Source organism: Pseudomonas sp. PA-1-3F (genome assembly GCF_021609665.1).
GTDB classification, from domain to species: domain Bacteria; phylum Pseudomonadota; class Gammaproteobacteria; order Pseudomonadales; family Pseudomonadaceae; genus Aquipseudomonas; species Aquipseudomonas paracarnis.
Genome location: NZ_WJZD01000036.1, coordinates 20,495 through 45,313, shown reverse-complemented (window position 1 = coordinate 45,313; position 24,819 = coordinate 20,495). Strand labels below are relative to the sequence as shown.

The 24,819-nt window shown below is 59.6% G+C and carries 21 protein-coding genes and 2 pseudogenes; 7 read left to right on the top strand and 16 right to left on the bottom strand.

Translation table 11 applies throughout. The features are described 5' to 3' along the window. Positions 1 to 7: 7 nt before the first annotated feature. Both dnaG and rpsU read right to left on the bottom strand, forming a co-directional pair. A complete protein-coding gene (gene dnaG, locus GIV26_RS22480; RefSeq protein ID WP_032895025.1) occupies positions 8 to 1,978 on the bottom strand; it encodes a DNA primase in 1,971 nt (656 codons plus the stop codon). Between the two features lie 442 nt (positions 1,979 to 2,420). Beyond that, positions 2,421 to 2,636, bottom strand: a complete 216-nt coding sequence (gene rpsU, locus GIV26_RS22475) for a 30S ribosomal protein S21 (protein ID WP_002551877.1) — start codon at positions 2,634 to 2,636, stop codon at positions 2,421 to 2,423. A gap of 203 nt (positions 2,637 to 2,839) precedes the next feature. On the opposite strand from rpsU, the gene tsaD reads away from it, so the two are divergent. Beyond that, positions 2,840 to 3,865: a tRNA (adenosine(37)-N6)-threonylcarbamoyltransferase complex transferase subunit TsaD gene (gene tsaD / locus GIV26_RS22470; protein WP_003194748.1), complete on the top strand. Its 1,026-nt coding sequence runs from the start codon at positions 2,840 to 2,842 to the stop codon at positions 3,863 to 3,865. 31 nt (positions 3,866 to 3,896) lie between these two features. Here tsaD and plsY read toward each other — a convergent pair whose 3' ends face one another. Further along, a complete protein-coding gene (gene plsY / locus GIV26_RS22465; protein WP_034128830.1) occupies positions 3,897 to 4,466 on the bottom strand; it encodes a glycerol-3-phosphate 1-O-acyltransferase PlsY in 570 nt (189 codons plus the stop codon). Positions 4,467 to 4,540: 74 nt separating this feature from the next. Between plsY and folB the strand changes: the two genes are divergently transcribed. Beyond that, the gene (gene folB, locus GIV26_RS22460) at positions 4,541 to 4,894 is read left to right on the top strand and encodes a dihydroneopterin aldolase (RefSeq protein ID WP_032895029.1); all 354 of its coding nucleotides are present in this window, start codon (positions 4,541 to 4,543) and stop codon (positions 4,892 to 4,894) included. Beyond that, complete coding sequence (gene folK, locus GIV26_RS22455) at positions 4,885 to 5,403, top strand: 2-amino-4-hydroxy-6-hydroxymethyldihydropteridine diphosphokinase (protein ID WP_034128829.1); 519 nt, start codon at positions 4,885 to 4,887, stop codon at positions 5,401 to 5,403. The genes folB and folK overlap by 10 nt, the downstream gene beginning before the upstream one ends. A gap of 129 nt (positions 5,404 to 5,532) precedes the next feature. On the opposite strand, the gene GIV26_RS22450 is transcribed toward folK, so the two are convergent. From GIV26_RS22450 to GIV26_RS22400, 11 genes are all read right to left on the bottom strand, one after another. Further along, complete coding sequence (locus GIV26_RS22450) at positions 5,533 to 6,762, bottom strand: multifunctional CCA addition/repair protein (RefSeq protein ID WP_236282270.1); 1,230 nt, start codon at positions 6,760 to 6,762, stop codon at positions 5,533 to 5,535. 63 nt (positions 6,763 to 6,825) lie between these two features. Further along, entirely contained in the window at positions 6,826 to 8,391 is a 1,566-nt protein-coding gene (locus GIV26_RS22445; protein WP_003194736.1) for a SpoVR family protein, read from the bottom strand. Continuing rightward, positions 8,388 to 9,659, bottom strand: a complete 1,272-nt coding sequence (locus tag GIV26_RS22440) for a YeaH/YhbH family protein (RefSeq protein WP_003194735.1) — start codon at positions 9,657 to 9,659, stop codon at positions 8,388 to 8,390. The genes GIV26_RS22445 and GIV26_RS22440 overlap by 4 nt, the downstream gene beginning before the upstream one ends. Positions 9,660 to 9,772: 113 nt before the next feature. Further along, positions 9,773 to 11,695: a PrkA family serine protein kinase gene (locus GIV26_RS22435; RefSeq protein WP_003194732.1), complete on the bottom strand. Its 1,923-nt coding sequence runs from the start codon at positions 11,693 to 11,695 to the stop codon at positions 9,773 to 9,775. Positions 11,696 to 11,980: 285 nt separating this feature from the next. Further along, entirely contained in the window at positions 11,981 to 12,310 is a 330-nt protein-coding gene (gene glpE / locus GIV26_RS22430) for a thiosulfate sulfurtransferase GlpE (RefSeq protein ID WP_236282268.1), read from the bottom strand. Positions 12,311 to 12,319: 9 nt separating this feature from the next. Then, the gene (locus GIV26_RS22425) at positions 12,320 to 13,171 is read right to left on the bottom strand and encodes a symmetrical bis(5'-nucleosyl)-tetraphosphatase (protein ID WP_236282266.1); all 852 of its coding nucleotides are present in this window, start codon (positions 13,169 to 13,171) and stop codon (positions 12,320 to 12,322) included. Further along, positions 13,171 to 13,551 carry a Co2+/Mg2+ efflux protein ApaG gene (apaG, locus tag GIV26_RS22420; RefSeq protein WP_003194726.1) on the bottom strand — a complete coding sequence of 127 codons (381 nt, stop codon included), beginning with the start codon at positions 13,549 to 13,551 and terminating at the stop codon, positions 13,171 to 13,173. Before apaG ends, GIV26_RS22425 begins: the two co-directional genes overlap by 1 nt. A gap of 230 nt (positions 13,552 to 13,781) precedes the next feature. Continuing rightward, on the bottom strand, positions 13,782 to 14,594 hold the full coding sequence (gene rsmA / locus GIV26_RS22415) for a 16S rRNA (adenine(1518)-N(6)/adenine(1519)-N(6))-dimethyltransferase RsmA (protein ID WP_072445547.1): 813 nt from the start codon (positions 14,592 to 14,594) through the stop codon (positions 13,782 to 13,784). After that, complete coding sequence (gene pdxA, locus GIV26_RS22410; protein WP_054896797.1) at positions 14,591 to 15,580, bottom strand: 4-hydroxythreonine-4-phosphate dehydrogenase PdxA; 990 nt, start codon at positions 15,578 to 15,580, stop codon at positions 14,591 to 14,593. Before pdxA ends, rsmA begins: the two co-directional genes overlap by 4 nt. Continuing rightward, positions 15,577 to 16,911, bottom strand: coding sequence for a peptidylprolyl isomerase (locus GIV26_RS22405; protein WP_136624693.1), 1,335 nt, complete (start codon positions 16,909 to 16,911; stop codon positions 15,577 to 15,579). Before GIV26_RS22405 ends, pdxA begins: the two co-directional genes overlap by 4 nt. Beyond that, positions 16,892 to 19,666, bottom strand: a complete 2,775-nt coding sequence (locus GIV26_RS22400) for an LPS-assembly protein LptD (RefSeq protein ID WP_034128820.1) — start codon at positions 19,664 to 19,666, stop codon at positions 16,892 to 16,894. The genes GIV26_RS22405 and GIV26_RS22400 overlap by 20 nt, the downstream gene beginning before the upstream one ends. Before the next feature lie 130 nt (positions 19,667 to 19,796). Here GIV26_RS22400 and GIV26_RS22395 point away from each other — a divergent pair. Beyond that, a pseudogene (locus GIV26_RS22395) lies at positions 19,797 to 20,510 on the top strand (aminoglycoside phosphotransferase family protein); the annotation flags it as partial. Between the two features lie 33 nt (positions 20,511 to 20,543). Here GIV26_RS22395 and GIV26_RS27435 read toward each other — a convergent pair. Then, positions 20,544 to 20,636 (bottom strand): annotated as a pseudogene (locus GIV26_RS27435) (hypothetical protein); the annotation flags it as partial. Positions 20,637 to 20,818: 182 nt separating this feature from the next. On the opposite strand from GIV26_RS27435, the gene murU reads away from it, so the two are divergent. Continuing rightward, positions 20,819 to 21,493, top strand: coding sequence for an N-acetylmuramate alpha-1-phosphate uridylyltransferase MurU (gene murU / locus GIV26_RS22390; RefSeq protein ID WP_198714389.1), 675 nt, complete (start codon positions 20,819 to 20,821; stop codon positions 21,491 to 21,493). 1 nt (position 21,494) lies between these two features. Then, positions 21,495 to 22,262: a TerB family tellurite resistance protein gene (locus GIV26_RS22385; protein ID WP_054920689.1), complete on the top strand. Its 768-nt coding sequence runs from the start codon at positions 21,495 to 21,497 to the stop codon at positions 22,260 to 22,262. A 173-nt stretch (positions 22,263 to 22,435) separates the two neighbouring features. Here GIV26_RS22385 and GIV26_RS22380 read toward each other — a convergent pair whose 3' ends face one another. After that, on the bottom strand, positions 22,436 to 23,410 hold the full coding sequence (locus GIV26_RS22380) for an alpha/beta hydrolase family protein (protein ID WP_236282265.1): 975 nt from the start codon (positions 23,408 to 23,410) through the stop codon (positions 22,436 to 22,438). Positions 23,411 to 23,623: 213 nt separating this feature from the next. On the opposite strand from GIV26_RS22380, the gene GIV26_RS22375 reads away from it, so the two are divergent. Beyond that, positions 23,624 to 24,772: an iron-containing alcohol dehydrogenase gene (locus tag GIV26_RS22375; protein WP_032895048.1), complete on the top strand. Its 1,149-nt coding sequence runs from the start codon at positions 23,624 to 23,626 to the stop codon at positions 24,770 to 24,772. Positions 24,773 to 24,819 lie beyond the last annotated feature (47 nt).

Sequence of the window (24,819 nt, the reverse complement as noted above, 5' to 3'; positions counted from 1 at the left end):
TATGACCTCACACGCCAGCTGAGGTCGGGTTTGATGCGTAAACATTCTGTTTTAAGAGGTCGCGCATCTGTTTTGCTATCTGAATCTGCTCTTCAGCCGATAATCCCGGCTGCCTCGCTCTCTTGATAAGTTCATCGAGGGTCTGAGTGTGTTGACCCGCGGATAACCTATTAATGGTGTCTAAAAACTGTTGTTCAAGGTTGTCTCCGTCAATTAGCCACTCCTTTTCCGCCAGTGCCCGCAATAAACGGCCCTGTTCCGTGCCATGCCAGCGAGCCATCAACTGGATTGAGTTTAGCTTAGGGTTTTTCTGCACGGCTTCGATCAGTGCGATAAGCACCTGAGCATAGGTATTGCTCTCGTTGGCAAAGTGGTCGGCACTTTCAACCTTACCGGCCAATTGCGGGTGATGAATCAGTGTGCGCAGTGCAATCAATGTGGGGGCTTCCACCGCTACGGGCGTGCGTGGTGCGTAGGCTTCATCGCGATCACCGCGTTTGCCGTTTTTGCTCCAGGGCTTTTTGTCCCACTTCTTGCCGCCGGCGCCGGGCTTCTTCGGCGTCCATTCCTGTTGGGGGGCGAAGGCCTCCTGAGGTTGGTGGAAGTCGGCATAGTCCGGCATGGCGTCGTAATCCATGCCGGGGTCGTAGGCTGGCGGTGCATCCTGCGGGGCGCTGTGCACCAGCTGGCTTACGGCTTCACCGCTTAAACCAGTGATCTCCAGCAGGCGCTGGCGCATCAGCGTGCGCAAATTAGCGCCCGGGACTTTGTCGATCAGCGGCGCCGCGAGGGTGGCCATATGGGCCTTGCCTTCGAGGGAGCGCGGGTCGGCTTCTTCGGTCAGCTGCTGGAAAAAATAATCCGCCAGCGGCTGCGCATGTTGATTGATACGTGCGCGGAATGCGTCGGTACCTTCCGAGCGCACCAGGGTGTCCGGGTCTTCGCCTTCGGGCAGGAACAGGAAGCGTGCGCGGCGCCCATCCTGCAGGCTCGACAGCGTGGCTTCGAGCGCGCGCCAGGCGGCGTTGCGGCCCGCCTGGTCGCCGTCGAAGCAAAACAGCACGCTGGGCACGACGCGGAACAGGCGCTTCAAATGTTCTTCGCTGGTGGCGGTGCCGAGGGTCGCGACCGCGTTGCGCAAGCCTTGTTGGGCCAGGGCGATCACGTCCATATAGCCTTCAACCACGATGATCTCGTCGAGGTTGCGGTTGTTCTTGCGCGCCTCGAACAGGCCGTAGAGTTCCTGGCCCTTGTGGAACACCGGGGTCTCCGGAGAGTTCAGGTACTTGGGCTTGTCGTCCCCGAGTACACGGCCGCCGAAGGCGATGATGCGGCCACGGCTGTCGCGGATCGGGAACATCACCCGGTCGCGGAAGCGGTCATAGCGCTTGCCGGTCTCGGCGTTTTCCACCAGCAGGCCGGCATCGATCATGGCCTTTTGCTGGAGGGTATCGCTGCTCAGGTGTTTATACAGATTGTCCCAGCCCGGCGGAGCGAAGCCGAGGCCGAAGTCCCGAGCGATTTCGCCGGTGAGGCCGCGCCCTTTAAGGTAATCGACAGCGGCCTTGCGCTGCGGATGGCTCTTGAGTGCCTGGCGGTAAAAATCGGCAGCAGCGGTGAGCAGCGGATACAGCGGCGAATCGGTGGGTTGCCGCGGTTTGTGCGGCCGGCCACTTTCTTCGCGGGGCACTTCCATGCCGGCGGCTTTCGCCAGGTCCTCGACAGCCTGGGGGAAGTCCAGGTTGTCGTGGTCCATCAGGAAGCCCAGGGCATTCCCGCCCGCGCCGCAACCGAAGCAGTAATAGAACTGCTTGTCGGGGCTGACGCTGAAGGATGGGGTTTTTTCTTTATGAAAAGGGCAGCAGGCGGTGTAGTTTTTGCCGGCTTTTTTCAGCTGTACGCGTGAGCTGACAACATCGACGATGTCGGTGCGGTTCAGAAGGTCGTCAATAAAGCTCTGGGGAATCAGCCCGGCCATGGCGTTCTCGTCATCACTGCGTGTAAATGAGGGCCCGTGACGTGTTCAAGCGCACGTAAGGGGTGCTCGATCATCATCGTCTGCATGGGTCATCAGGGAGTGTATCTGCCGAATATTTACTGAGGATAGTTTCTGATCAGTCTTCGGCATGGAAATGTTGCCCGGGCGTCCGGTCTAGGCCAATGGCGGCCTCGGAAACGCATCGTTGGGCACAGCCGATACAGTTGATCGTCTGTTTGAAGAATAGGTGTGCTCGTCAGTAGCCTTGTTAGGCTCGTCAGAAGAGACGTGCACCGCTGGCAAAAGAGCCAGCCCTGACGTGTGAAGCAGTGTCTCGGTCGCATGTGCGGCGTCGACGGTGAAGCATCAAGCGATATCCGCAAATGCCAACAGCCCGGCTGAGGGCCGGGCTTGGCAGAAGCTTGCTACGAACGTCTGTGTATTAGTACAGACGAACGGCGCGGCGCTGTTCGCGCTGAACTTTCTTAGCGTGACGCTTAACAGCGGCTGCTGCTTTGCGCTTACGCTCAGAAGTTGGCTTCTCATAAAATTCGCGGCTACGAACTTCAGCCAGAACACCGGCTTTTTCGCAGGAGCGCTTGAAACGACGCAGAGCTACGTCGAAGGGTTCGTTCTCTTTTACTTTGACGGCTGGCATCCAGAGCTACCTTCTTTCATTACCGGGAATCAACGTTCTCGTCGCAAAAAATTCGCGGCTGAGGTCGTCGGTTTTTAAGGGTTGCGGATGTTAACCCCTCATTGCCCGGAATGCAAAGCCTCTGATCGAAAACCGCTAGTCGGGAGGGGGAGTGGCGACTATTATGCGCGCCTTCGAATTCAGCCTCTACAAGGCGCAAACCCATGCTAGTACTGGGACTTGAAACCTCCTGCGACGAAACCGGAGTCGCACTATACGACAGTGAACGCGGGCTTTTGGCCGATGCACTGTTCAGTCAGATCGACCTGCATCGCGCCTATGGCGGCGTGGTGCCGGAGCTTGCCAGCCGCGATCACGTCAAGCGCATGCTGCCGTTGATCCGCCAGGTGCTGGATGAGGCCGGCTGTGTGGCAACCGAGATCGATGCCATCGCTTACACCGCCGGCCCCGGATTGGTCGGGGCCCTGCTGGTTGGGGCCTCTTGCGCCCAGGCGTTGGCGTTTGCCTGGGGCATTCCTGCCCTTGGTGTGCACCATATGGAAGGCCATTTGTTGGCGCCCATGCTGGAAAAAACACCGCCGGAGTTCCCGTTCGTCGCTTTGTTGGTTTCGGGGGGGCATACGCAGCTGGTTCAGGTGGACGGGATCGGCCAATACACACTGTTGGGCGAGTCGCTGGACGATGCCGCCGGTGAAGCGTTCGACAAAACCGCGAAGATGATGGGACTTAATTATCCGGGTGGTCCGGAAATCGCCCGCCTTGCCGAGAACGGCGTTGCCGGTCGCTACACCTTCCCGCGGCCGATGTGTGATCGTCCTGGCTTGATGTTCAGTTTCAGCGGCTTGAAAACCTCTGCCTTGAACACCTGGCAGCAGAGCGTCAGCGCCGGGGACGACGGCCAGCAAGCCCGTTGCGACATCGCGCTGGCGTTCCAGCAGGCTGTGGTGGAGACTTTGACCATCAAGTGCAAGCGCGCCCTGAAACAGGCGGGCATGAAGCGGCTGGTGATCGCAGGCGGCGTCAGCGCCAACAAGGCGTTGCGCAGTTCCCTGGAAAAAATGCTCGGCGACATGAATGGCAATGTGTTCTACGCACGCCCTGAGTTCTGCACTGACAACGGCGCAATGATCGCCTATGCCGGTTGCCAGCGCTTGCAGGCCGGACAGCACGAAAGCCTGGCGATCAGCGTGCAGGCGCGCTGGCCGATGGAACAATTGCCGCCGTTGTAAGGTTCAAGGGCGCCGAGTCCAGGCGGGATATTTAAAAATGCCGTTCGCGCCCGGCAAACAGGTCGCGTAGATTGCCGCGGTGGCGCCAGACGATCAGCAGTGTCAGCACGCTCATCGGTAACAGCGCTTGCGGTTCCTGCCAGGCCAGCAACGGCAGGGTCAGCGGCGTAGCAATCAGCGCGGCCAGCGAGCTGGTACGGGTCAGGTAGAACGTCAGCAGCCAGGCGAGCATGGCCAGTAACGCCGCAGGAGGGTAAATACCCAGCAGCATGCCGGCCGCCGTGGCTACGCCCTTGCCGCCGCGAAAACGGAAGTACAACGGGAACAGGTGGCCCAGGACGGCACATAGGCCCACCCAGGCTTGCTGCTGCAAGCCAAGGCCGACGAGGCTGGCGATCAGCACGGGCAGCAGGCCTTTGCAAACGTCGCCCAGCAAGGTCAGGACGGCGAGTTTCTTGCCGGCCAGGCGCAACATATTGGTGGCGCCGGCATTGCCTGAGCCACTCATTCGCGGATCGGGGTTTCCCGTCAAGCGGCTGAGCAAAATGGCGAAGGACAGCGAGCCGAGCAGGTAGGCGAAAATCGCCAGTGACCAAAACATGCTAACTATTCCGGGCGAGGACGCCCTGATTCTAACGGGGCATCGCGCCCTTGTCGTGCTGCGGAGAAAAGTGCTTGGACAGAGTGTTTATCGAAGGCCTGGAAGTCGACACCGTGATCGGGGCTTACGACTGGGAGCGCGGAATCCGGCAATGCCTGCGCCTGGACCTGAGCTTCGCCTGGGATAATCGCCCAGCTGCGGCCGGTGATGACCTGACCCTGGCACTGGATTACGCCAGGGTGTCTGCGCGTATCCAGGCCTTTGCCGAGCAGTCCCAGTACCAACTGGTGGAAACCTTTGCCGAGCGTCTGGCCGAAGTGCTGATGAGTGAGTTCCAGATTCCCTGGCTGCACCTCAAGTTGACCAAGCCCGGCGCGGTACCGGCTGCCAAGGGCGTGGGCGTGGAGATCGAGCGCGGATGTCGTTGACTCAGGTTTACCTCGGGCTTGGCAGCAATATCGACCGCGAGGCTCGTCTATGTGCCGGCTTGGATGCGTTGGCGGGTTTCTTGACGGATATGCGCTGTTCGGCGGTGTTCGAAAGCCAGCCGGTGGGGATCAAAAGTGGGCCGTTTTTCAATCTGGTGGTGTCGGCTTATACCGACCTGCCGTTGATGGAGTTGGATCGTCGCTTGAAATCCATCGAGGCTGACAATGGCCGCTACGCGCCAGACCGCAAAGGCCTGCCGCTGGATATCGATGTGTTGTTGTATGGCGATCTGGTGGGTAATTTCGATGGCTTGATCTTGCCGCGAGCCGAAATCCTGAAAAACGCCTTTGTGTTGTGGCCGCTGTCGATGATGGCGCCGGACCGTATGCACCCTGAGGCGGGCAAGACAATGGCCGAGTTATGGCGAGACGCGCAGATTGATCAGGTATTGGCACCTGTGGCGTTCGAGTGGCAGGGTCAACCACTCACGCCACAAGCTCTTTTGTAGGCGCCGAGCTTGTTGTGGCGAGGGAGCTTGCTCCCGCTGCGCAGCAGCCCCACTATCTTGGGAGCGCTTCGCACTGGAGCGCCAGACCGGTCCCGCGGGAGCAAGCTCCCTCGCCACAACGGCCATCGCCTAAGGAAAGGGGTTTTCCTTGTAGGCTTTCAATGCGCTTAACCGTTCGCGCTTGAGCGCATCGCCCAGTTCGGGACCTTTGAAACCCTTTTCTAGCAGCGGCGCGACCGGCACTTCGCGTGCAGCCTTTGCCGCTCCGCGCAAATAATCGGCCTGTGGATAACTGCGCTGTTCAAAACCCTTGCGGCCACGAGCGTCCATTTCGCAGGCCACCACGAACTCCTCAAAGCGTTGCGGCCGACGGTACACGTCGAAGCTTTGCAGCAACTCCAGCAATGTCGAGGCCTTGAGTTCAAGCGCTCGATGCCCGTGAGTATGATATTGCCCCACCAGCAAGGCCAACTCCTGGCAATTCCTCGGCACCTTGAAACGCTCGTTCACCGCTTTGATCAGCTTCAAGCCGCGATATTCGTGGGCAATGTGCTGCGGCAACTTATCCACAGGTGTCAGGCCCTTGCCCAGGTCGTGCAGCAGGCAGGCCCAGCGCACGCTCAGCGGTTGCTTGTGCAGGGCAGCTTGTTCCAGCACGCTCAAGGTGTGCACGCCGGTGTCAATTTCCGGGTGGTGAGCTGCGGGCTGCGGCACGCCGAACAGCGCATCCACCTCCGGCATCAAGGTTTTCAGCGCGTCGCAGTCACGCAGTACTTGGATAAATACCTGGGGTTGATCTTCCATCAGCGCCCGTGAGATTTCCTTCCAACTGCGCTCGGGGGTAAGGGCCTCCAACTCGCCGGACTCACTGAGTTGGCGCATTAACTCCAGAGTCTCAGGGGCGACTGTGAAGCCAAGAGGCGCATAGCGCGCGGCGAAACGCGCAACGCGCAATACGCGGAGGGGATCTTCGGCGAACGCGGGAGAAACATGCCGTAAAAGACGCGCTTCAAGATCGCGCTGTCCCTGATAAGGATCAGTCAGGTTACCCTCGTCATCCTCCGCCATGGCGTTGATGGTCAGGTCACGCCGGATCAGGTCTTCTTCCAGCGTAACGTCGGGGCTCGCATGGAATATAAAGCCGCCGTAACCCCGGCCATTCTTGCGTTCGGTGCGAGCAAGGGCGTATTCGTCACCGTTCTTCGGGTCGAGAAATACCGGGAAATCGGCGCCCACCGGTTTATAACCCTTGGCGAGCATCTCTTCGGCCGTCGCGCCAACGACGACGCGGTCTATATCGGTGACCTTGATGCCCAGTAGGCGATCACGCACGGCGCCGCCGACTTTGTAGATTTTCATGAAAAAGCCTCCATTAGCGGCACAGGATAACGCCTGAGCTTGGCCAATGGAGGCTTTGCTGTTTCAGAGATGAACGACGGCCATGTCGAGGCGGCCGTAGTCGTTGTCGTTATGATCGCTGCGCGGTGGCACATGATGGGTTTTCATCACTTGGTCGCCCTGCAGGGTTTCCAGATGAATATCAAAGCCCCAGAGCCGATGCAGATGCTTGAGCACTTCCTCAGTGGATTCGCCCAAGGGTTTGCGGTCGTGCTGCTGGTGACGCAAGGTCAGCGAACGGTCGCCACGCACATCGATGCTGTAGATCTGCACGTTAGGTTCGCGGTTACCGAGGTTGTATTGCGCGGCCAGGGTTTCGCGAATGATGCGGTAGCCGGGTTCGTCGTGGATGGCAGGTACTACCAGGTCGTCCTTGAGGTCGTCGTCCAGGATACTGAACAGCTTGAGGTCGCGGATCACCTGGGGCGACAGGTACTGCAGGATGAAACTCTCATCCTTGAAGCTGCTCATGGCGAACTTGATGGTCGAGAGCCAGTCGCTGCCGGCGATTTCCGGGAACCAGCGGCGGTCTTCCTCGGTGGGGTGCTCGCACATGCGGCGGATATCGCGGTACATGGCAAAACCCAGTGCATAGGGGTTGATGCCGTTGTAATACGGGCTGTCGAAGCCTGGCTGGAAGACCACGCTGGTATGGGACGTGAGGAACTCCATCATAAAGCCGTCAGTGACCAGGCCCTCGTCGTACAGGTCGTTCATCAGGGTGTAATGCCAGAAGGTTGCCCAGCCCTCGTTCATCACCTGGGTTTGGCGCTGTGGATAAAAATATTGCGCGATCTTGCGTACGATCCGCACGATTTCACGCTGCCAGGGCTCCAGCAGCGGTGCGTGTTTTTCCAGGAAATACAGGATGTTTTCCTGAGGTTCGGCGGGGAAGCGCGCATTGTCCTTGTCGCTGTTCTTGTCGGCGCGCTTGGGGATGGTGCGCCACAGGTCGTTGATCTGTTTCTGCAGGTGCTCCTCGCGTTCCTTCTGGCGCAGGCGCTCCTCTTCTGCGGAAATCGGATAGGGGCGTTTATAGCGGTCAACGCCGTAATTCATCAGCGCATGGCAGGAGTCCAACAGGTCTTCTACCGCATCGATACCGTGGCGCTCCTCGCACTGCATGATGTATTGCTTGGCGAACACCAGGTAATCAATGATCGAACTGGCATCGGTCCAGGTTCGAAACAGGTAGTTGCCCTTGAAGAAACTGTTATGCCCATAGCAGGCATGGGCTACTACCAGCGCCTGCATGCAGATGGTGTTTTCTTCCATCAGGTACGCGATGCACGGGTCGGAGTTGATCACGATCTCGTAGGCCAGGCCCATCTGGCCGCGTGTGTAGGACTTCTCGGTACTGAGGAAGTGTTTCCCGTAGGACCAATGGTGATAGCCCAAGGGCATGCCCACCGAGGCATAGGCATCCATCATCTGTTCAGCGGTGATGACTTCTATCTGGTTGGGATAAGTGTCCAGGGCATAACCCGCCGCGATACGGCTGATTTCCCGGTCATAGGCCTGGATCAGTTCGAAGGTCCACTCGGAGCCAGTGGAAATGGGTTGGCGCTTGTTCTCTTTTTTGGCGGTCATGTCACTAACCTGCGCTGGAAGAGTTCACGGAAGACCGGGTAGATATCGCCGGCCGAGACCAGTTGCTGCTGGGCGAACGTGTCGGCAAAGGCTTCGCCGATGCGCTCGTATTCGAACCACAGGGCCTGGTGCTCACGGGGGGTGATTTCGACGTAAGTGTAGTACTGCACGAACGGCATGATCTGGTTGATCAAAATGTCCCGGCAGATTGGGGAGTCGTCGTTCCAGTTATCGCCGTCGGAAGCCTGTGCGGCATAGATGTTCCACTCGTTGGCGGGGTAGCGCTCGGCCATGATCTCCTGCATCAGCTTCAGTGCGCTGGAAACAATGGTGCCGCCAGTTTCCCGCGAGTAGAAAAACTCCTCTTCGTCCACTTCCCGGGCACTGGTGTGATGGCGGATGAACACTACGTCAATCTTGTCGTAGTTCCGTTTCAGGAACAGGTACAGCAGGATAAAGAAGCGCTTGGCGATGTCCTTGGTGGCCTGGGTCATGGAGCCGGAAACGTCCATCAGGCAGAACATCACAGCCTTGGAGCTGGGGTTGGGTTGCTTGACCAGCAGGTTGTATTTCAAGTCAAAGGTATCGAGGAACGGCACGCGGTGGATGCGCGCGCTGAGTTTTTCGATTTCCGCCTCTATTTCCTGGATATCGCCGAAGTTGTCCGGTTCTTCGCGCTTCAAGCGGGCCAACTCTTCCTTGGCCTGCTTGAGTTTGGCGCGGCTGCTACCGGACAGGGCGATACGCCGTGCGTGGGCTGAACGCAGGGTGCGGATGATGTTGATGCGCGACGGGTTGCCCTCGTTGCTGATCCCTGCGCGTACGGTCTTGAAGGTATCGGTGCCGGTCAGGTTGCGTTTGACTAGGTTGGGCAGTTCGAGGTCTTCGAACATGAATTCGAGGAATTCTTCCTGAGTGATCTGGAATACGAATTCATCCATGCCTTCGCCAGAGTTGCCGGCTTTGCCCGGACCTTTGCCGCCGCCACCGCCTTGTGGGCGCTGGATATGTTCGCCGGTGGTGAATTCCTTGTTGCCGGGGTGCACCACGGTTTGTTTGCCGCCGCGGCCATGGTGAAGCACCGGTTCGTCGATGTCCCGTCCGGGAATGCTGATTTGTTCGCCATGCTCCATATCGGTGATGGAGCGGCGGCTGACGGCCTCTTCTACCGCCTTTTTGATGTGGTCACGGTAACGCCGCAGGAAACGCTGACGGTTTACCGTGCTCTTGTTCTTGCCATTGAGGCGTCGGTCGATCACATAGCTCATGGGGAGCCCTCCGGGCAGCTTCACGTTACAAGCTTCAAGCCGCGGGCTGGAAGCTTAGAGACAAGCGGTCAACTGCCAGGCCGGATGCCTGGCAGTGCGCGCTTGCCGCTGCCTTACTGCGATTTGCGAACCCGCAGGTACCACTCGGAGAGCAGTCGTACCTGTTTGTCGGTGTAGCCTCGCTCGACCATGCGTGTGACGAAGTCGTTGTGTTTTTGCTGATCCTCCTTGCTGGCCTTGGCGTTGAAGCTGATGACGGGCAGCAGGTCCTCGGTGTTGGAAAACATTTTCTTCTCAATGACCACCCGCAGCTTCTCGTAGCTGAGCCAAGTGGGGTTCTTGCCGTTGTTGTTGGCACGGGCGCGCAGTACGAAGTTGACGATTTCGTTGCGGAAATCCTTCGGATTGCTGATGCCGGCGGGTTTCTCGATTTTTTCCAGCTCTTCGTTGAGGGCCACGCGATTGAGGATTTCGCCGGTTTCCGGGTCGCGGTATTCCTGATCCTGGATCCAGAAATCTGCGTACAGCACGTAGCGGTCGAAGATGTTCTGGCCGTATTCGCTGTAGGACTCCAGATAGGCGGTCTGGATTTCCTTGCCGATGAACTCGATGTAGCGCGGCGCCAGGTATTCCTTGAGGAAGCGCAGGTAGCGCTCACGGGTTTCGGCCTGGAACTGCTCTTGTTCAATCTGCTGTTCCAGCACGTAGAGCAAGTGCACCGGGTTGGCGGCAATCTCGTGGGGGTCGAAGTTGAAAACCTTGGACAGGATCTTGAACGCAAAGCGCGTCGACAGACCGTTCATGCCTTCGTCTACACCCGCCGTGTCACGGTATTCCTGGATCGACTTGGCCTTGGGATCGGTGTCCTTGAGGTTTTCGCCGTCGTAGACGCGCATCTTCGAATAGATATTGGAGTTCTCCGGCTCCTTGAGGCGCGACAGCACGGTGAACTGGGCAAGCATCTTCAGAGTGTCCGGCGCGCAATGGGCCTTGGCCAGGGAGCTGTTGAACAGCAGTTTGTCGTAGATCTTGATTTCGTCGCTGACCCGCAGGCAGTACGGCACCTTGACGATATAGATCCGGTCGATGAAGGCTTCGTTGTTCTTGTTGTTGCGGAAGGTATGCCATTCCGATTCGTTGGAGTGAGCCAGCAGGATCCCGGTAAACGGAATCGCCCCAAGGCCTTCGGTACTGTTGTAGTTACCTTCCTGGGTAGCGGTGAGCAGTGGGTGCAGCACCTTGATCGGTGCCTTGAACATCTCCACGAATTCCATCAGGCCCTGGTTGGCCCGGCACAGTGCGCCCGAATAGCTGTAGGCATCGGCGTCGTTCTGCGGGAATTCTTCCAGCTTGCGGATATCGACTTTGCCCACCAGCGCAGAAATGTCCTGGTTGTTTTCATCGCCCGGTTCGGTCTTGGCCACGCCGATCTGGTTGAGGATCGACGGGTAGAGTTTCACCACGCGGAACTGGCTGATATCACCGCCGAACTCGGCCAGGCGCTTGGTGGCCCAGGGCGACATGATGGTGTTGAGGTAGCGCCGCGGGATACCGAAGTCTTCCTCGAGGATCGCGCCATCTTCCGTGGCGTTGAACAGGCCCAAGGGGGACTCGAAGACGGGCGAGCCCTTGATCGCATAGAAGGGCACCTTTTCGATCAATTGCTTGAGTTTTTCCGCCAGGGACGACTTGCCGCCGCCGACCGGGCCCAGCAGATAGAGGATCTGCTTCTTCTCTTCCAGGCCTTGGGCGGCATGGCGGAAGTAGGAAACGATCTGGTCGATGCATTCTTCCATTCCATGGAAGTCTTCAAAGGCCGGATAGCGGCGGATTACCTTGTTGGAAAATATCCGCGACAGGCGCGAATTATTGGCGGTTTCCACCAGTTCTGGCTCGCCAATCGCCAGTAGCAGGCGTTCGGCGGCAGAGGCGTAGGTGCTGCGGTCCTGCTTGCACAGCTCGAGATACTCCTGAAGCGTGAGTTCTTCCTGCTGTGTGGACGCGAAGCGTTGTTGGAAGTGGCTAAAGATACTCATGACGTCGTCACCTCGCTCGATACGTGGAGCCGACGCCGGATCAATCAGTCGATGCTGGCAGTCATTGACGCACGCCAATGGCTGTTTTCCCCCCAGAACACCCTGAAACGTTACCGATGACCCGTACGCCGGTGTACCGGCTCTCCCCTGATTCGGATGGCCTGCGCTTAAGGATAGTTCGGAATCCGGGAGGTCAAGGCGCGATGCGCAATTAGTTTGGCTGCGCCGTTCGTCAGAAACGGCGCAAGCCCAAGCGTCACGCGGGGTAGCGGGGTGTGAAAAAAATTATTGCGAATCGCCTGAAGAAATTTCCGCAGGATAGGTCGTACGCCACAGCTCAAACCCGCCGTCCAGGCTATAGACGTCAGAGAAACCGTGGCTGATCAAGTACGCGGCTGCGCTCTGGCTGGAATTGCCGTGGTAGCAGGCGACGATCAACGGCGCATCGAGGTCGGCGGCGCGTATGAAGTCGGCGATGTTGACGTTGTCCAGATGCTGCGCGCCGCTGATGTGGGCGGCGGCGTAAGTAGGCTGGTCGCGGATGTCGACGACTACAGCACCTTGCTCGCGCAGGGCCTGGGCTTGTTCGGGGGGGATACGTTTGAATTCGGTCATGGCGGGCTCCTATGGCTTGGTGGCGGCCGGCTGGGTAATGGAAAGGGGGGATTCGCACTGGCAGTCCTGGCGCTCGCCCGTGTCGATGTTCATCAGGGTCATGGCGCCGCCCCACACGCAACCGGTGTCGAGGGCGAACACGCCGGGCTCATCGCACTTGCCTTCCAGCGCGGCCCAATGACCAAAGATGATCTTCGTGTCACGGGTCTTGCGTTCCTTGTAGGCGAACCAGGGCTTATAGCCGGGGAGGGCGCTGTCGGCACCTTCCTTGCTCTTGAGGTCCAGTTTGCCTTCGGCCGTGCAGAAGCGCATGCGTGTGAAATAGTTGGTGATCACTCGCAGGCGGGCGACGCCGGTGAGCTCGTTGTCCCACTTCACCGGGTCGTTGCCATACATGCCGTCGAGGTAAGCGGTGTACAGGTTGTCATCGGCCAATGCACTTTCAACTTCGGCGGCGCACTTGAGAGCTTTTTTCAGCGTCCACTGCGGCGGGATACCGGCATGCACCAAGGCCATGTTGCGGTCCTCGTCGTAGTGCATGAGTTTTTGCCGGCGCAGCCAGTCGAGCAGTTGAGCGCGGTCCGGGGCTTCGAGGATTTCCCGCAGGGTGTCGCCTTTTTTGAGGCGCTCGATATTGTTGCCGGCCGCAAGCAAGTGCAGGTCATGGTTGCCCAGCACGCATACCAAAGAATCACGCAGGCTATAGAGGTAGCGCAGGGTTTCCAGGGACTGGGGGCCGCGGTTGACCAGGTCGCCCACCAACCACAAGCGATCATTTGCGGGGTCGAAGGCTACGCGATCCAGCAGGCGCTTGAGAGGGTCCAGGCAGCCTTGCAGGTCGCCGACAGCATACGTCGCCATCAGTGCAGGGCTCCTGGCACGGCCAGGCGGAAGGGCTTGATGATTGCATCGAACAGTTGGCCGTCAGTGGCCTTCATTTGATACGAGCCTTGCATGGTGCCGACCTTGGAGGTCATCACCGTGCCGCTGCTATAAGTGTGGCTGGCGCCGCTGTCGATCAACGGTTGCTGGCCGACAACGCCTGCCCCGCGCACTTCCTCGACCTGGCCGTCGCCATCGGTGATGACCCAGTGGCGCGACAGCAGCTTGGCCGGCACCAGCCCGTTGTTCTTCACTGTAATGGTGTAGGCAAAGGCGAAGCGGTTATGTTCGGGTTGCGATTGGTCCGCCAGGAAGCGGGTGACGACGCTGACGTCTATCTGATAGCGAGGATCGGACATGCAAGAGGCCTTAAAAGCGAAGGACAGCAGATGCGAGTCAGTCTAGGCCAAGAGGTGGGCGCTAGGCCAGACATGTGTCGGGCAGCCGGCAAGCGTTATCGGTATAACGCGGAGCAAATGTGTGCGGGCTTGCTCGCGAAGGCGGTGCATCAGTTACACATTTGGTGACTGATACTGCGCATTCGCGAGCAAGCCCGCTCCCACATTGGATTGCATCGAGTTCTTACGGCCTATTCCACTTCGGATGCAGGCTGTATGGCAAGCTGGTCAGCCAGGCGCACGAACGCGGCCAGGTCCAGTTGCTCGGGGCGCAGGCTTCCATCAACGCCGGCAGCTTCGATCTCGGCATTGCTCAGCAGGGCCTTGAGGGTGTTACGCAAGGTCTTGCGGCGCTGGTTGAACGCCTCCCGCACGACGCGTTCCAGCAGTTTGTGGTCCTTGGCCGGGTGCGGCAGCACGGCATGCGGCACCAGGCGTACGATGGCCGAATCGACCTTCGGCGGCGGGTTGAACGCGCCTGGACCGACGTTGAACAGGTGCTCCACGCGGCAGTGATACTGGACCATGATCGACAAACGACCCCAATCACCACCGCCAGGGCCTGCGGCCAGGCGCTCCACCACTTCCTTTTGCAGCATGAAGTGCATGTCTCGGATGATTCCGGCGTTGTTCAGCAGGTGGAAAATCAGCGGCGTGGAAATGTTGTACGGCAGGTTACCCACCACCCGCAGGCTGTTGGGCGCAGCGCCAAGGCTGTTGAAGTCGAACTTCAGCGCGTCGCCCTGGTGCAGGTTGAAGTTGGCTTTGCCGGCGAACTGCTGGTTGAGGATCGGGATCAGGTCCTTGTCCAGTTCCACGACGTCCAGTTGCCCGCCGCTGGCCAGCAGGCCCTGGGTCAGCGCGCCCTGGCCCGGGCCGATTTCCAGCAGGCGGTCTTCTGGCTTGGCGTGGATTGAGCGCAGGATGCGATCGATCACGCCAGCGTCGTGCAGGAAGTTCTGCCCGAAACGCTTGCGCGCCCGGTGTTGGTAATGCTCAGTCATATACGGGTCTCGGCCATCTGATAGGCGGTTTCCAGGGCCACGTGCAGGCTGCCGGTATCGATCTTGCCGCTGCCTGCGAGGTCCAGGGCCGTGCCATGGTCGACGGAGGTGCGGATGATCGGCAGGCCCAGTGTCACGTTGACTGCGGCGCCGAAGCCTTTGTATTTCAGCACGGGCAGCCCCTGGTCGTGGTACATCGCCAGCACTGCATCGCAGTGCTCCAGATATTTGGGGGTGAACAGAGTGTCTGCAGGCAATGGGCCGCGTAGGTCCATGCCTTCTTGGCGCAGGCGCTCTAGTGTTGGTTCAATGATGTCGATTTCTTCATGGCCCAAGTGGCCGCCTTCACCGGCGTGGGGGTTGAGCCCGCAGACCAGGATGCGCGGTTGGGCAATGCCGAATTTGTGTTGCAGGTCGCTGTGCAGGATGCGCGTGACACGCTCCACGCGCTCGGCAGTGATGGCATCGGCGATTTCACGCAGCGGCAAGTGGGTGGTCACCAGCGCCACACGCAGGCCGCGGGTGGCGAGCATCATCACCACTTGAGCGGTATGGGTCAGTTCCGCGAGGAATTCGGTATGGCCGGAAAAGGCGATGCCGGATTCGTTGATCACGCCTTTGTGCACCGGTGCGGTGATCATGCCGGCAAAGTCGCCGTCGATGCAGCCCTGGCCCGCACGGGTCAACGTCTGCAGCACGAATGCCGCGTTGGCCGTGTTCAACTGCCCGGCCACCACCTTGGCCTGCAGCGGGGTGTCCCACACATACAGGCTGCCAGCGGGGGCCGCCAGGTCGGGCCAGTTGCCCGGCGCCACCTCCAGCAGGTTGACGGCCACACCCAGCTGCGCGGCCCGCTCAAGGAGCAGGTCGCGGCTGGTAATGGCAATCAGGGGGTGTGGCTGGGGTTGCGAGGCGAGCAGCAGGCACAGGTCTGGACCAATGCCGGCCGGCTCGCCGGGTGTCACTGCGAAACGCTGGGGTTTCACTGCGTTGCCTGGTCGGTGCCTGTTTGCTCGGCGCCTGGCAGCTTGTTCTCTACATAAGCTTCGTCACGGATCTGACGCAGCCAGGTTTGCAGCTCTTCGTCGTATTTGCGGTTACGCAGTACGGTCAGGGCTTGCTGCTCGCGAGCCTGGGTGGTGTTGTCCGTGGCGCGACGGCCAAGGACTTCCAGGACATGCCAACCGTATTGGGTCTTGAACGGCTTGGACAATACGCCTTGTGGCGTGTCGGCCATGACCTGCTGGAACTCGGGCACCAGTGCCCTCGGGTCGATCCAGTTCAGGTCGCCGCCGTTAAGGGCAGAGCCTGGGTCTTCCGAGAAGCTTTTAGCCAGGGTGGCGAAGTCTTCACCGCTTTCAATGCGGTCATAGATCTTCTGGGCCAGTTCCTTGGTTTGTGCTTCGGTGCGGATTTCGCTCGGTTTGACCAGGATGTGACGAACATGAACTTCGTCTTTCAACGAGGTTTCGCCGCCGCGACGCTCCAGTAGCTTGAGGATGATGAAACCACCCGGGGTGCGGGCTGGCTGGGTAATGCCGCCGACTTCCATGGCGCTCAATTCGCGATCAAACGGAGGTGGCAATTGAGCGGCTTTACGCCAGCCCATGTCACCGCCTTCGAGGGCGTTATCGCTGCCGGACTGAGCAATGGCCATCTGGGCAAAATCTGCACCCGCTTTCAGGCGCTCGTAGATCGCCTGGGTTTTAGCGGCAGCGGCATTGAGCTGCTCAGAGTTGGCCCCGTCCGGGGTAGGAATCAGGATATTGGCCAAGTGCAACTCTTCGGAGAGCTGCATCTTGCCCAGGTCCGAAGCCAGGAAGTTCTTCACTTCCTGCTCGGACACCTGAACCCGTTCGGCCACACGGCGCTGGCGCACACGGCTGATGATCATTTCGCGCTTGATCTGGTCACGGGCGTCCTCATAGGACAGGCCATCGTGGGCCAGGGCGGCGCGGAACTGATCAATGCTCATGTTGTTGCGTTGAGCAATGGTGCCAACAGCCTGGTTCAGTTCTTCGTCCGAAATACGGATGCCGGAACGTTCGCCAATCTGCAGTTGCAGGTTTTCGACGATCAGGCGTTCCAGTACCTGAGATTCCAGGACGCTGGTCGGTGGCACCCCACCGCCACGTTTGGCGATGGTTTGCTGAACTTCCTTGACCCGCTGGTCCAGCTGGCTCTGCATGATCACGTCGTTGTCGACGATGGCCGCTACTTTATCCAGCTGTTGAACTGCGGCGTGTGCCGAAACAGTACCCAGGAACAGCGCGCCCAGCACTAGCGGGCGCAAACACTCAGAAAGCTTTGTCTTCACGTTCACGATAACCTTCAATGCCTTTGTCGAGGAAGCTCTCTACCTTGGCGCCGGTCAGGCCGCCGAGTCCTTTGAGGACGATCTGGAAGAAGAGCCCGTGGTCACCCTTTTCGTTAAGGGGGGCGATTTGGGTATATTCGTCGTTGGAAACCCAGTAACGGTTGATGACGCGCAGTTTCCAGCAGCAGTTGTCGTACTCGAAACCACCGAAGGCTTCCAGGGTACGGTTGCGGGCATAGTCATACTGCCAGCGGGTGATCAAATTCCACTGCGGAATGATCGGCCACATCATCGAGAAGTCGTGTTGCTGGATTTTGTAGTAATCCTTCACGAAGTTCGGATCGCCTGGTTGGCCGTAGTCGCCACCGAACTGCCATTTACCGGTCAACTGGTTGTAGACCACTTGGTCGTTGCGATAGCGATAACCGAGGTTGACGACCTTGTTCGGGTTGTCTTCCGGCTGGTAGTGGAACATTGCGCTGCCGGAACGTGGGGCATGGCTCTCAGTGTCCCAGTTGTAGTCAGCCGTGGCGCGCCAGTCGCGGTTGAAGCGGAACTCATATTCCAGAGCGATAGGCGAGACGTCTGTGCGAGCGTCGTCACGATCAGCGGCCAGTACACCCGGCAGTTGAACCTCGCGATCCTTGAAGTACAGCGCTTGGCCGACGGAAACACGTTGGCGTTCAAAGCCGTTTTCTTCGATCCAACGGCTGGTTACGCCCAGGGATAGTTTGTTCTCGTCACCGATCCGGTCGGAGCCGCTGAAGCGGTTGTCGCGGAACAGCGAGGAGTAGCTGAACGAGTATTCGCTGGTATCGAAGACCGGAATATCACTCTGGTCTTTGTTCGGTACGTAGAGGTAGTACGCCCGCGGTTCGAGGGTCTGGTTAAAGTCTTTGCCGAACCAATTGGTTTTGCGGTCGAAGTACAGGCCGCTGTCTACGCTGGCGATAGGTACCGCACGGTCTTGGGAGCTTTTGAATTTATCTCCGGCAGCCAGTGAGTTTTTACCGATCGTATCAAGGTCCAAGTCATACTTTGTATAGACGTACTTGAGCTTCGGCGTAATAAAACCGTAAGTCCAGTTCATCGGGTATTCAACCGCTGGCGCAAGGTTTAAACGAGTGCCGTTTGCGCGGGTGAGCCCTCTGACATTGGTATCCAAACGAGGTGTCACTGCACCGTTCTCGTCGGTAAAGGTGCCATTTTCCAAGTCACGATCAAAGCGGACGGCTTCAGTCTCATAACTAAAGTTCAAGCCACCCGGATGGAATGGCAATTGACCGTTGAGAGTGAGCTGCGGCAACCGATCATACGGTGTGATCTGAGAAATCGTCGCTAACTGGTATGCCTGGAGATTCAGGCGAGCCTGATATGAGTCGCCCCGGTACGTCAGGGAACCTTGCTGATTCAGGAAGTCCTGGCTCTCAACCCCTTCCTCATACGACTTCAAATCCTGGAAGTAGTAAGGATCGCTGATCCGGGTGTAATCCACCTGTGACGTCAGACGTGAATCCAACCCACCTTTATGCTGCCAATTGAGCATATAGCGGGTCTTTTCGTAATCGGTCTGGTTCTTGCGCTCATCGTTATCGTCGTTGAGATACGCCCCACCAAACTGCCCTTCACTCGACTTGGTCAGATAGCGGAATTCGCCCTCCATCAACAAGCCGCGCTTGGTCATGTACTGCGGGTACAACGTGGCATCGTAGTTCGGTGCCAGGTTGAAGTAGTACGGCGTTACCAATGTAAAGCCAGTCTCGCTGCCGGTGCTGAAGCTCGGCGGCAGGAAGCCGGATTGACGACGGTCATCGATCGGGAAGTAGATGTACGGGGTGTACAGGATCGGGATGTTCTTGACCCGCAACGTCGCGTTGGTCGCCGTACCGAAACCGGTGGCCGGGTTCAACGTGATGTTGTTGCCCTTGAGCTGCCAGGCGTTGCTGTCCGGCTCGCAGGTGGTGTACGTACCGTCCTTGAGACGGATGATCGCGTTTTCTGCACGCTTGGCGTACAGCGCGTTACCGCGGATGCGTGACTTGTGCATCACGTATTCGGCGTTGTCGATCTGGGCGGCACCGGTGTCGAGCTGGACCTGGGCATGGTCGCCCACGATCAGGGCGCCGTTATCGCGCAGGCGCACCTTGCCATTCAGTTCGCCACGGTTCTCCGCCTGGTACAGGCTGGCTTCGTCCGACTCCAGCTGCATGCTGCCCTGGCGCATGACCACGTCACCGGCCAGGGTAGCGACCTGCTGCTCCTGCTCGTAACGAGAAGCCTTGGCGCCGATGAAGGTCGGCGCATCGCTCTTGTTCGTCTTGTCGTTCATGCCAGGACGAGTCGGCTCGATGTAGGCGCCGCCGCAGTAAGGGCCGGTTTCGGCCAACTGTGCTGCGGTCAGCTTGTCGCGAGGTACCCAGTCCAGGTGGCTGTAGTCGGCACTGCGCGAACGCAGGCCACGGCCCTTGGCTTCGGTGACCAGCATGGTCTTGGGCTCGGCGTCGACGCTGCCGCCAGCTTTGCCTTGCGGCGTGCTGTTGGCCGAGCTGACGGCAGCACCGTCATGCACCGGGCGCGGTGGCAATGGGGCGGCGGCGGTCTTCGGCGCGCAATCCCAGGCACCCGAAGCAGAGACTGAGCAGTCATACTGTTCCGCGGCGACCACGAATGAGGTGGCGAAAGGTTGCAAGGCCAGCAGACTGCCGGTTACCAGCAACGGAAATTTTCTACGAAACGCGGGGGATTTCAATGCCATCTTATTAGTCCGGGCTTCCTGCGTGCCATCTGCCCGCGGTTTGGGCCGCACGCCTCTCGATGGTCTGAAAAAGATGCGTGATAATAAAGCATGCCCCGCTTGACGGCTAGCGCCGTCGGAGACCCTTGTAATGCCCGAGCAAGATCTACGTTTACAACAGCTGGAAGTCTGGCTGGATGAGCAGTTGCCGATCCTCTTCAACGCTCAGGACTGGGGCCCCGTGCCCCCGGCCACATTGACCGCGGCCAGCAGCGACGCGAGTTTCAGGCGTTATTTCCGATGGGAGGGCGGTGCCCATACGTTCGTCGTCATGGACGCGCCACCCCCCCAGGAAAACTGCAAACCTTTCGTCGATATTGCGCATTTGCTGGCGAAATCGGGAATAAATGTGCCAAAAATTTATGCAGAAGATTTGCCCCGTGGCTTTCTTTTGCTCAATGACCTGGGCAGAAAAACCTATCTGGACGTGATTGACGGTGAAAATGCCGATCAATTATTTGCCGATGCCATCGACGCGCTGCTGGCTTTCCAGCAATTGCCGATGGATGCGCCGTTGCCCAGCTATGACGTAGCCTTATTGCGTCGCGAGCTGGAACTGTTCCCGGAATGGTACGTGCGTCGTCACCTGGGCATCGACCTCGACCCTGAGCAACAAGCCCTCTGGCAACGTGCCAGCCAGCAGTTGATCGACAGCGCCCTGGCCCAGCCCAAGGTACTGGTGCACCGCGACTACATGCCGCGCAACCTGATGATCAGTGAGCCAAGCCCAGGCGTGCTGGATTTCCAGGACGCGGTCTACGGCCCGGTGACCTATGACATTACCTGCCTGTTCAAGGATGCCTTCCTCAGTTGGCCCCAGGCCCGCGTTCGTGAATGGCAGCGCGGCTATTGGCAGCGCGCCGGGCAACTGGGGATTCCCGTACAGGACGACTTTGAAGAGTTCCTGCGTGCCAGCGACCTGATGGGCGTGCAGCGTCACCTCAAGGTTATCGGCATTTTTTCGCGTATCTGCCACCGCGACGGCAAGCCACGCTACCTGGCCGACGTGCCGCGTTTCTTTGCTTATATAGACGCGGTGCTGGCCGACCGACCTGAATTGAGTGACCTGGGCGAATTGCTCGCCAGCCTGCGCGAACCTGCCGAGGCCAGCGTATGAAGGCGATGATCCTGGCGGCGGGCAAGGGCGAGCGCATGCGCCCGCTCACCCTGCATACGCCCAAACCGCTCGTGCAAGCCGGCGGCAAGCGGCTGATCGAGTATCACCTTGAAGCCTTGGCGAAGGCCGGCTTTACCGAGATCGTGATCAACCACGCCTGGCTCGGCGAGCAGATCGAAAGCTACCTAAGAGACGGTGCCCAGTTCGGTCTGCGCATCCGCTACTCCCCGGAGGGTGAGCCGCTGGAAACGGGAGGCGGCATATTCCAGGCGTTGCCGCTGTTGGGCGACGAACCGTTTCTGGTGGTCAATGGCGATATCTGGACTGACTACGATTTCACCCAGCTCAAGCAGCCGATCCGGGGCCTGGCGCACTTGGTGATGGTCGACAACCCTGCGCACCACCCGTCGGGCGGGGATTTCTACCTGGATCACGGTGTGCTTCATGATGCCGCGCCCGGTGCCGATAACCTGACCTTCAGTGGCATTTCAGTGCTCGACCCCAAGTTGTTCGCGGGTTGCAGCGCCGGTGCCTTCAAGCTGGCCCCGCTGTTGCGCGAGGCCATGGCCAAAGGTTTGGTAACGGGGGAGCACATGGCGGGACGCTGGGTGGACGTGGGGACGCTGGAGCGGCTGGCGCAGGTCGAAACCTTGCTGACAAAGGGACGCTAGGATGTTGTGGCCAGGGACGCTGATCGGCGCCGGGGCTGGCTTTGCTATTGCCAGTATTCCGGGGGCATTGTTGGGGGCATTGCTGGGGCAGGCCTTGGATCGTCGCTTGCAATTGCACAGTTGGGCGCAGTTACGTGAGCGCCTGGGGGGGCGTCCGGCCTTGCGCAACGACGAACTGTTGTTCGTGCTGCTGGGACGCCTGGCCAAAAGTAATGGCCGGGTTGTCGACGGGCATATCCAGCAAGCGCGCCAGGAAATGCGCGCATTGGACATGAGTGAGCCGGCCCAGCGCCGTGCGATCAGTGCCTTCAACCGGGGTAAATCCGGCAGCGACCGGGTGCGCAGTTATCTGCGGGTGCTCAAGACGCAGCCCCATGCGGCGGAAGGCGTGCTGCGCGCCTGTTGGCGCATGGCGTGGGCGGACGGTCGTGCGGATGCTGCCGAGCGCGACCTGATCGACCAGTGGGGCAAGTGGCTGGGCTGGACGCCGCAGCAGCTTCAGGCGTTGGCGACCGATTACGCGCCGGAGCGCAAGCCAGTGGCCAATCGTGGGGGGGCCTACCAGGAGGCGTTACGTATCTTGGGGGTGACGGCAACCACTGAGCCTTCGGTGATCAAGCGCGCCTACCGCCGCCTGCTCAGCCGTCACCATCCGGACAAGATCGCCGGCACGGGTGCCAGCCCCGCGCAAGTGCGGGAGGCGACCGAACGAACCCGTGAGTTGCATAACGCCTATGCGTTGATTCGTGAGCGGCGCGATTTTCGCTGAGGCTATCGCCACTCAACTCTATGTGGCAATAGCAAGCCCTAATTGTAGGAGCGGGCTTGCTCGCGAAAGACTCCCAGGCGCCGCGTTTATTCAGGACGCACGCATTATCGTTGACGTTTTTCGCGAGCGAGCTCGCTCCTACAGAAAGCGATGTTGCCCCCGATAGCGGAGTGTCAGTCTGCGCCGCCCTGTGGGCTCAACCAGCCGCGAACCCTGCGATACAGCTGCTCCTGCTCTGCCGCGCTATTGCCGGGCAGCGCGGTGAGCGATATCTGTTTATAGCTGTCATTCTTCGAGCGCTTGGCCGCCTGGAGTCGTTCCTGGGCGTTTTTGCGTTCCAGGGCGCCTTCTTGATAGAACACGTCCGCCGTGGGTACCTTCAAGGCCGGCGCCAGTTGCTGCAGGTCCGGTTGGCGAGCTGCGGGCGTCTTGCCGGCCACCATCACCAACCTCTGCACCTGGGAGGGTTGTTTCTCGCTCAGGTAGCGTGCCGCCCACCAGGCCCCGGTGCCATGGCCGAGCAACACCACGCTGCGGGCACTTTGTGTCTGGGCGAAGGCGACGGCGGCGTCGATGCGGTCGAAGATGCGCTTGGCGTCGGTCTTGTCCTGTTCATCCGCCCCCGGCACCACCGCCGGGTCAGTGCCTTCGGCCTCAGCGCTGGCGGCCTGTTCGACCGGCTTGGCAGCGGTACTGCCTTCCTTGCTGCTGGTATCGACTACGGCTTCAGGTGGTTCGATGACCCGTGGCGGCAGGGTGTCCACACTGACGTCAGGCAATGACAGGCTGAGGGTGCCCCAGGCGGCGCCCGGCAACTTGCGCCGCAGAGGCGCAATTGCTTGCGGCCAGTCTGCGGTTTCCCCAGCGCCTGGTACGAGGATCACCACCCCTTCAGTTTCGGCGCTGTTGGCCGGTTTCCACAACGCCAGGAACGAATCGCTACCAGCCTGCAATTGCTGTTGCTCCTGCTGCGGAACCTGCCGCTCGAGAGCACTGGCTTCTTGTTGGCTACGCTCGGGCAGTGGCTGGCGTTCAGCCGGTTTTTCGATGGCAGGCGAGGGTGCATCCTCGGCCTGAACAGGCAAGACGCAGGTAAACAGGAGTGACAGGCACAGTGCTGGCAGTGCCGAACGGTGAAGAAAAAGCATCGTTGATTCCCGGCCAGAAGTGATTCCAGCAGCCTAATGGGTTGGTCGGTATTTGTCAGGGGTATGAGGCGCGGTTCTCATTACCAACAGGTTATCGGCGGTTTGTTAGCAGCCTTGATGAGCGCGGCGCGGCCATTCAGCCAATGAATGGCAGACAACACGCCAGGTGCGGCTATTCTTATGCCAGCCCATCATTCATAAGAGGCCGCGCATATGAGTACTTCCTCATTCAAGATCGCCCACAAACTGCTGACCGGCGCAGGTGCCATCGAACAACTGGCTGCCGAACTCACGCGTCTGGATGTGGATAATCCGTTGATCGTCACCGACGCCGCGCTGGTCCAGTCCGGTACCGTAGCGCTGGCCCTGGAGCATCTTGGGGATCGAGCCTACGAAATCTTCGACCGTGTGCTGCCCGATCCGGAAATTGCCATCGTCGAAGACTGCATGCGTGCGTACCGCGAAGGCGGGCATGACGGCCTGATCGGTGTGGGCGGCGGCAGTGCCATCGACATCGCCAAGAGCGTGGCGGCCTATGCCGGTTATCACGGCGCGCTGGCGGACTTGTTTGGCGTCGATCAGGTGCCGCGCAAAGGCCCGCCGTTGATCGCCATCCCCACCACGGCCGGCACCGGCTCGGAGGTGACCAATGTAGCGATACTGTCCGACAAGGCCGCACAGCTGAAAAAAGGCATCGTCAGCGATTACTTGCTGCCGGACGTTGCGCTGATCAGCCCGCAAATGACCTTGACCTGCCCACGCGGTGTCACGGCCGCCAGTGGTGTGGACGCCTTGGTGCACGCCATCGAGTCCTACCTGTCGCTGAATGCCTCGCCGATTACCGACGCCCTGGCCATCGGTGCGATCAAATTGATTGCCAGCGCGTTGCCCAAGGCTTACGCCAATCCGGCGAACCTGCAGGCCCGTGACGACATGGCCACCGCCAGCCTGATGGCCGGCATGGCCTTTGGCAACGCTGGCGTCGGTGCCGTGCATGCGCTGGCGTACCCGTTGGGTGGGCGCTTCAACATTGCCCATGGCGTTAGCAACGCGCTGTTGTTGCCGTATGTGATGCACTGGAACAAATTGGCCTGCGTCGAGCGCATGCAGGACATCGCCCAGGCCATGGGCGTCAATATCGCCGGGCTGAGTGTGAATGACGCTGCCGACCAGGCTGTAGAGGCGATGACGCGGTTATGTGCGGCAGTGGAGATCCCGTCCGGCCTGCGCAGTTTCGGCGTGCCCGAGGACGCCATCCCGGCCATGGCCAGCGAAGCTGCAGGCATTGAACGCTTGATGCGCAACAACCCGCGCAAGCTCAGCGCCGCCGATATCGAAAAAATCTACCGGGCAGCTTACTAACCGTTGAGATAGGTCACGGTGCGCGCAGCAAAGCATGAGGTATACAA

What these genes read in the sequence shown, in the direction of transcription:
- dnaG (WP_032895025.1), bottom strand. Translation starts at nt 1,978, where the DNA reads ATGGCCGGGCTGATTCCCCAGAGCTTTATTGACGACCTTCTGAACCGC.
- rpsU (WP_002551877.1), bottom strand. Translation starts at nt 2,636, where the DNA reads ATGCCAGCCGTCAAAGTAAAAGAGAACGAACCCTTCGACGTAGCTCTG.
- tsaD (WP_003194748.1), top strand. Translation starts at nt 2,840, where the DNA reads ATGCTAGTACTGGGACTTGAAACCTCCTGCGACGAAACCGGAGTCGCA.
- plsY (WP_034128830.1), bottom strand. Translation starts at nt 4,466, where the DNA reads ATGTTTTGGTCACTGGCGATTTTCGCCTACCTGCTCGGCTCGCTGTCC.
- folK (WP_034128829.1), top strand. Translation starts at nt 4,885, where the DNA reads ATGTCGTTGACTCAGGTTTACCTCGGGCTTGGCAGCAATATCGACCGC.
- GIV26_RS22450 (WP_236282270.1), bottom strand. Translation starts at nt 6,762, where the DNA reads ATGAAAATCTACAAAGTCGGCGGCGCCGTGCGTGATCGCCTACTGGGC.
- GIV26_RS22445 (WP_003194736.1), bottom strand. Translation starts at nt 8,391, where the DNA reads ATGACCGCCAAAAAAGAGAACAAGCGCCAACCCATTTCCACTGGCTCC.
- GIV26_RS22440 (WP_003194735.1), bottom strand. Translation starts at nt 9,659, where the DNA reads ATGAGCTATGTGATCGACCGACGCCTCAATGGCAAGAACAAGAGCACG.
- GIV26_RS22435 (WP_003194732.1), bottom strand. Translation starts at nt 11,695, where the DNA reads ATGAGTATCTTTAGCCACTTCCAACAACGCTTCGCGTCCACACAGCAG.
- glpE (WP_236282268.1), bottom strand. Translation starts at nt 12,310, where the DNA reads ATGACCGAATTCAAACGTATCCCCCCCGAACAAGCCCAGGCCCTGCGC.
- GIV26_RS22425 (WP_236282266.1), bottom strand. Translation starts at nt 13,171, where the DNA reads ATGGCGACGTATGCTGTCGGCGACCTGCAAGGCTGCCTGGACCCTCTC.
- apaG (WP_003194726.1), bottom strand. Translation starts at nt 13,551, where the DNA reads ATGTCCGATCCTCGCTATCAGATAGACGTCAGCGTCGTCACCCGCTTC.
- rsmA (WP_072445547.1), bottom strand. Translation starts at nt 14,594, where the DNA reads ATGACTGAGCATTACCAACACCGGGCGCGCAAGCGTTTCGGGCAGAAC.
- GIV26_RS22400 (WP_034128820.1), bottom strand. Translation starts at nt 19,666, where the DNA reads ATGGCATTGAAATCCCCCGCGTTTCGTAGAAAATTTCCGTTGCTGGTA.
- murU (WP_198714389.1), top strand. Translation starts at nt 20,819, where the DNA reads ATGAAGGCGATGATCCTGGCGGCGGGCAAGGGCGAGCGCATGCGCCCG.
- GIV26_RS22385 (WP_054920689.1), top strand. Translation starts at nt 21,495, where the DNA reads ATGTTGTGGCCAGGGACGCTGATCGGCGCCGGGGCTGGCTTTGCTATT.
- GIV26_RS22380 (WP_236282265.1), bottom strand. Translation starts at nt 23,410, where the DNA reads ATGCTTTTTCTTCACCGTTCGGCACTGCCAGCACTGTGCCTGTCACTC.
- GIV26_RS22375 (WP_032895048.1), top strand. Translation starts at nt 23,624, where the DNA reads ATGAGTACTTCCTCATTCAAGATCGCCCACAAACTGCTGACCGGCGCA.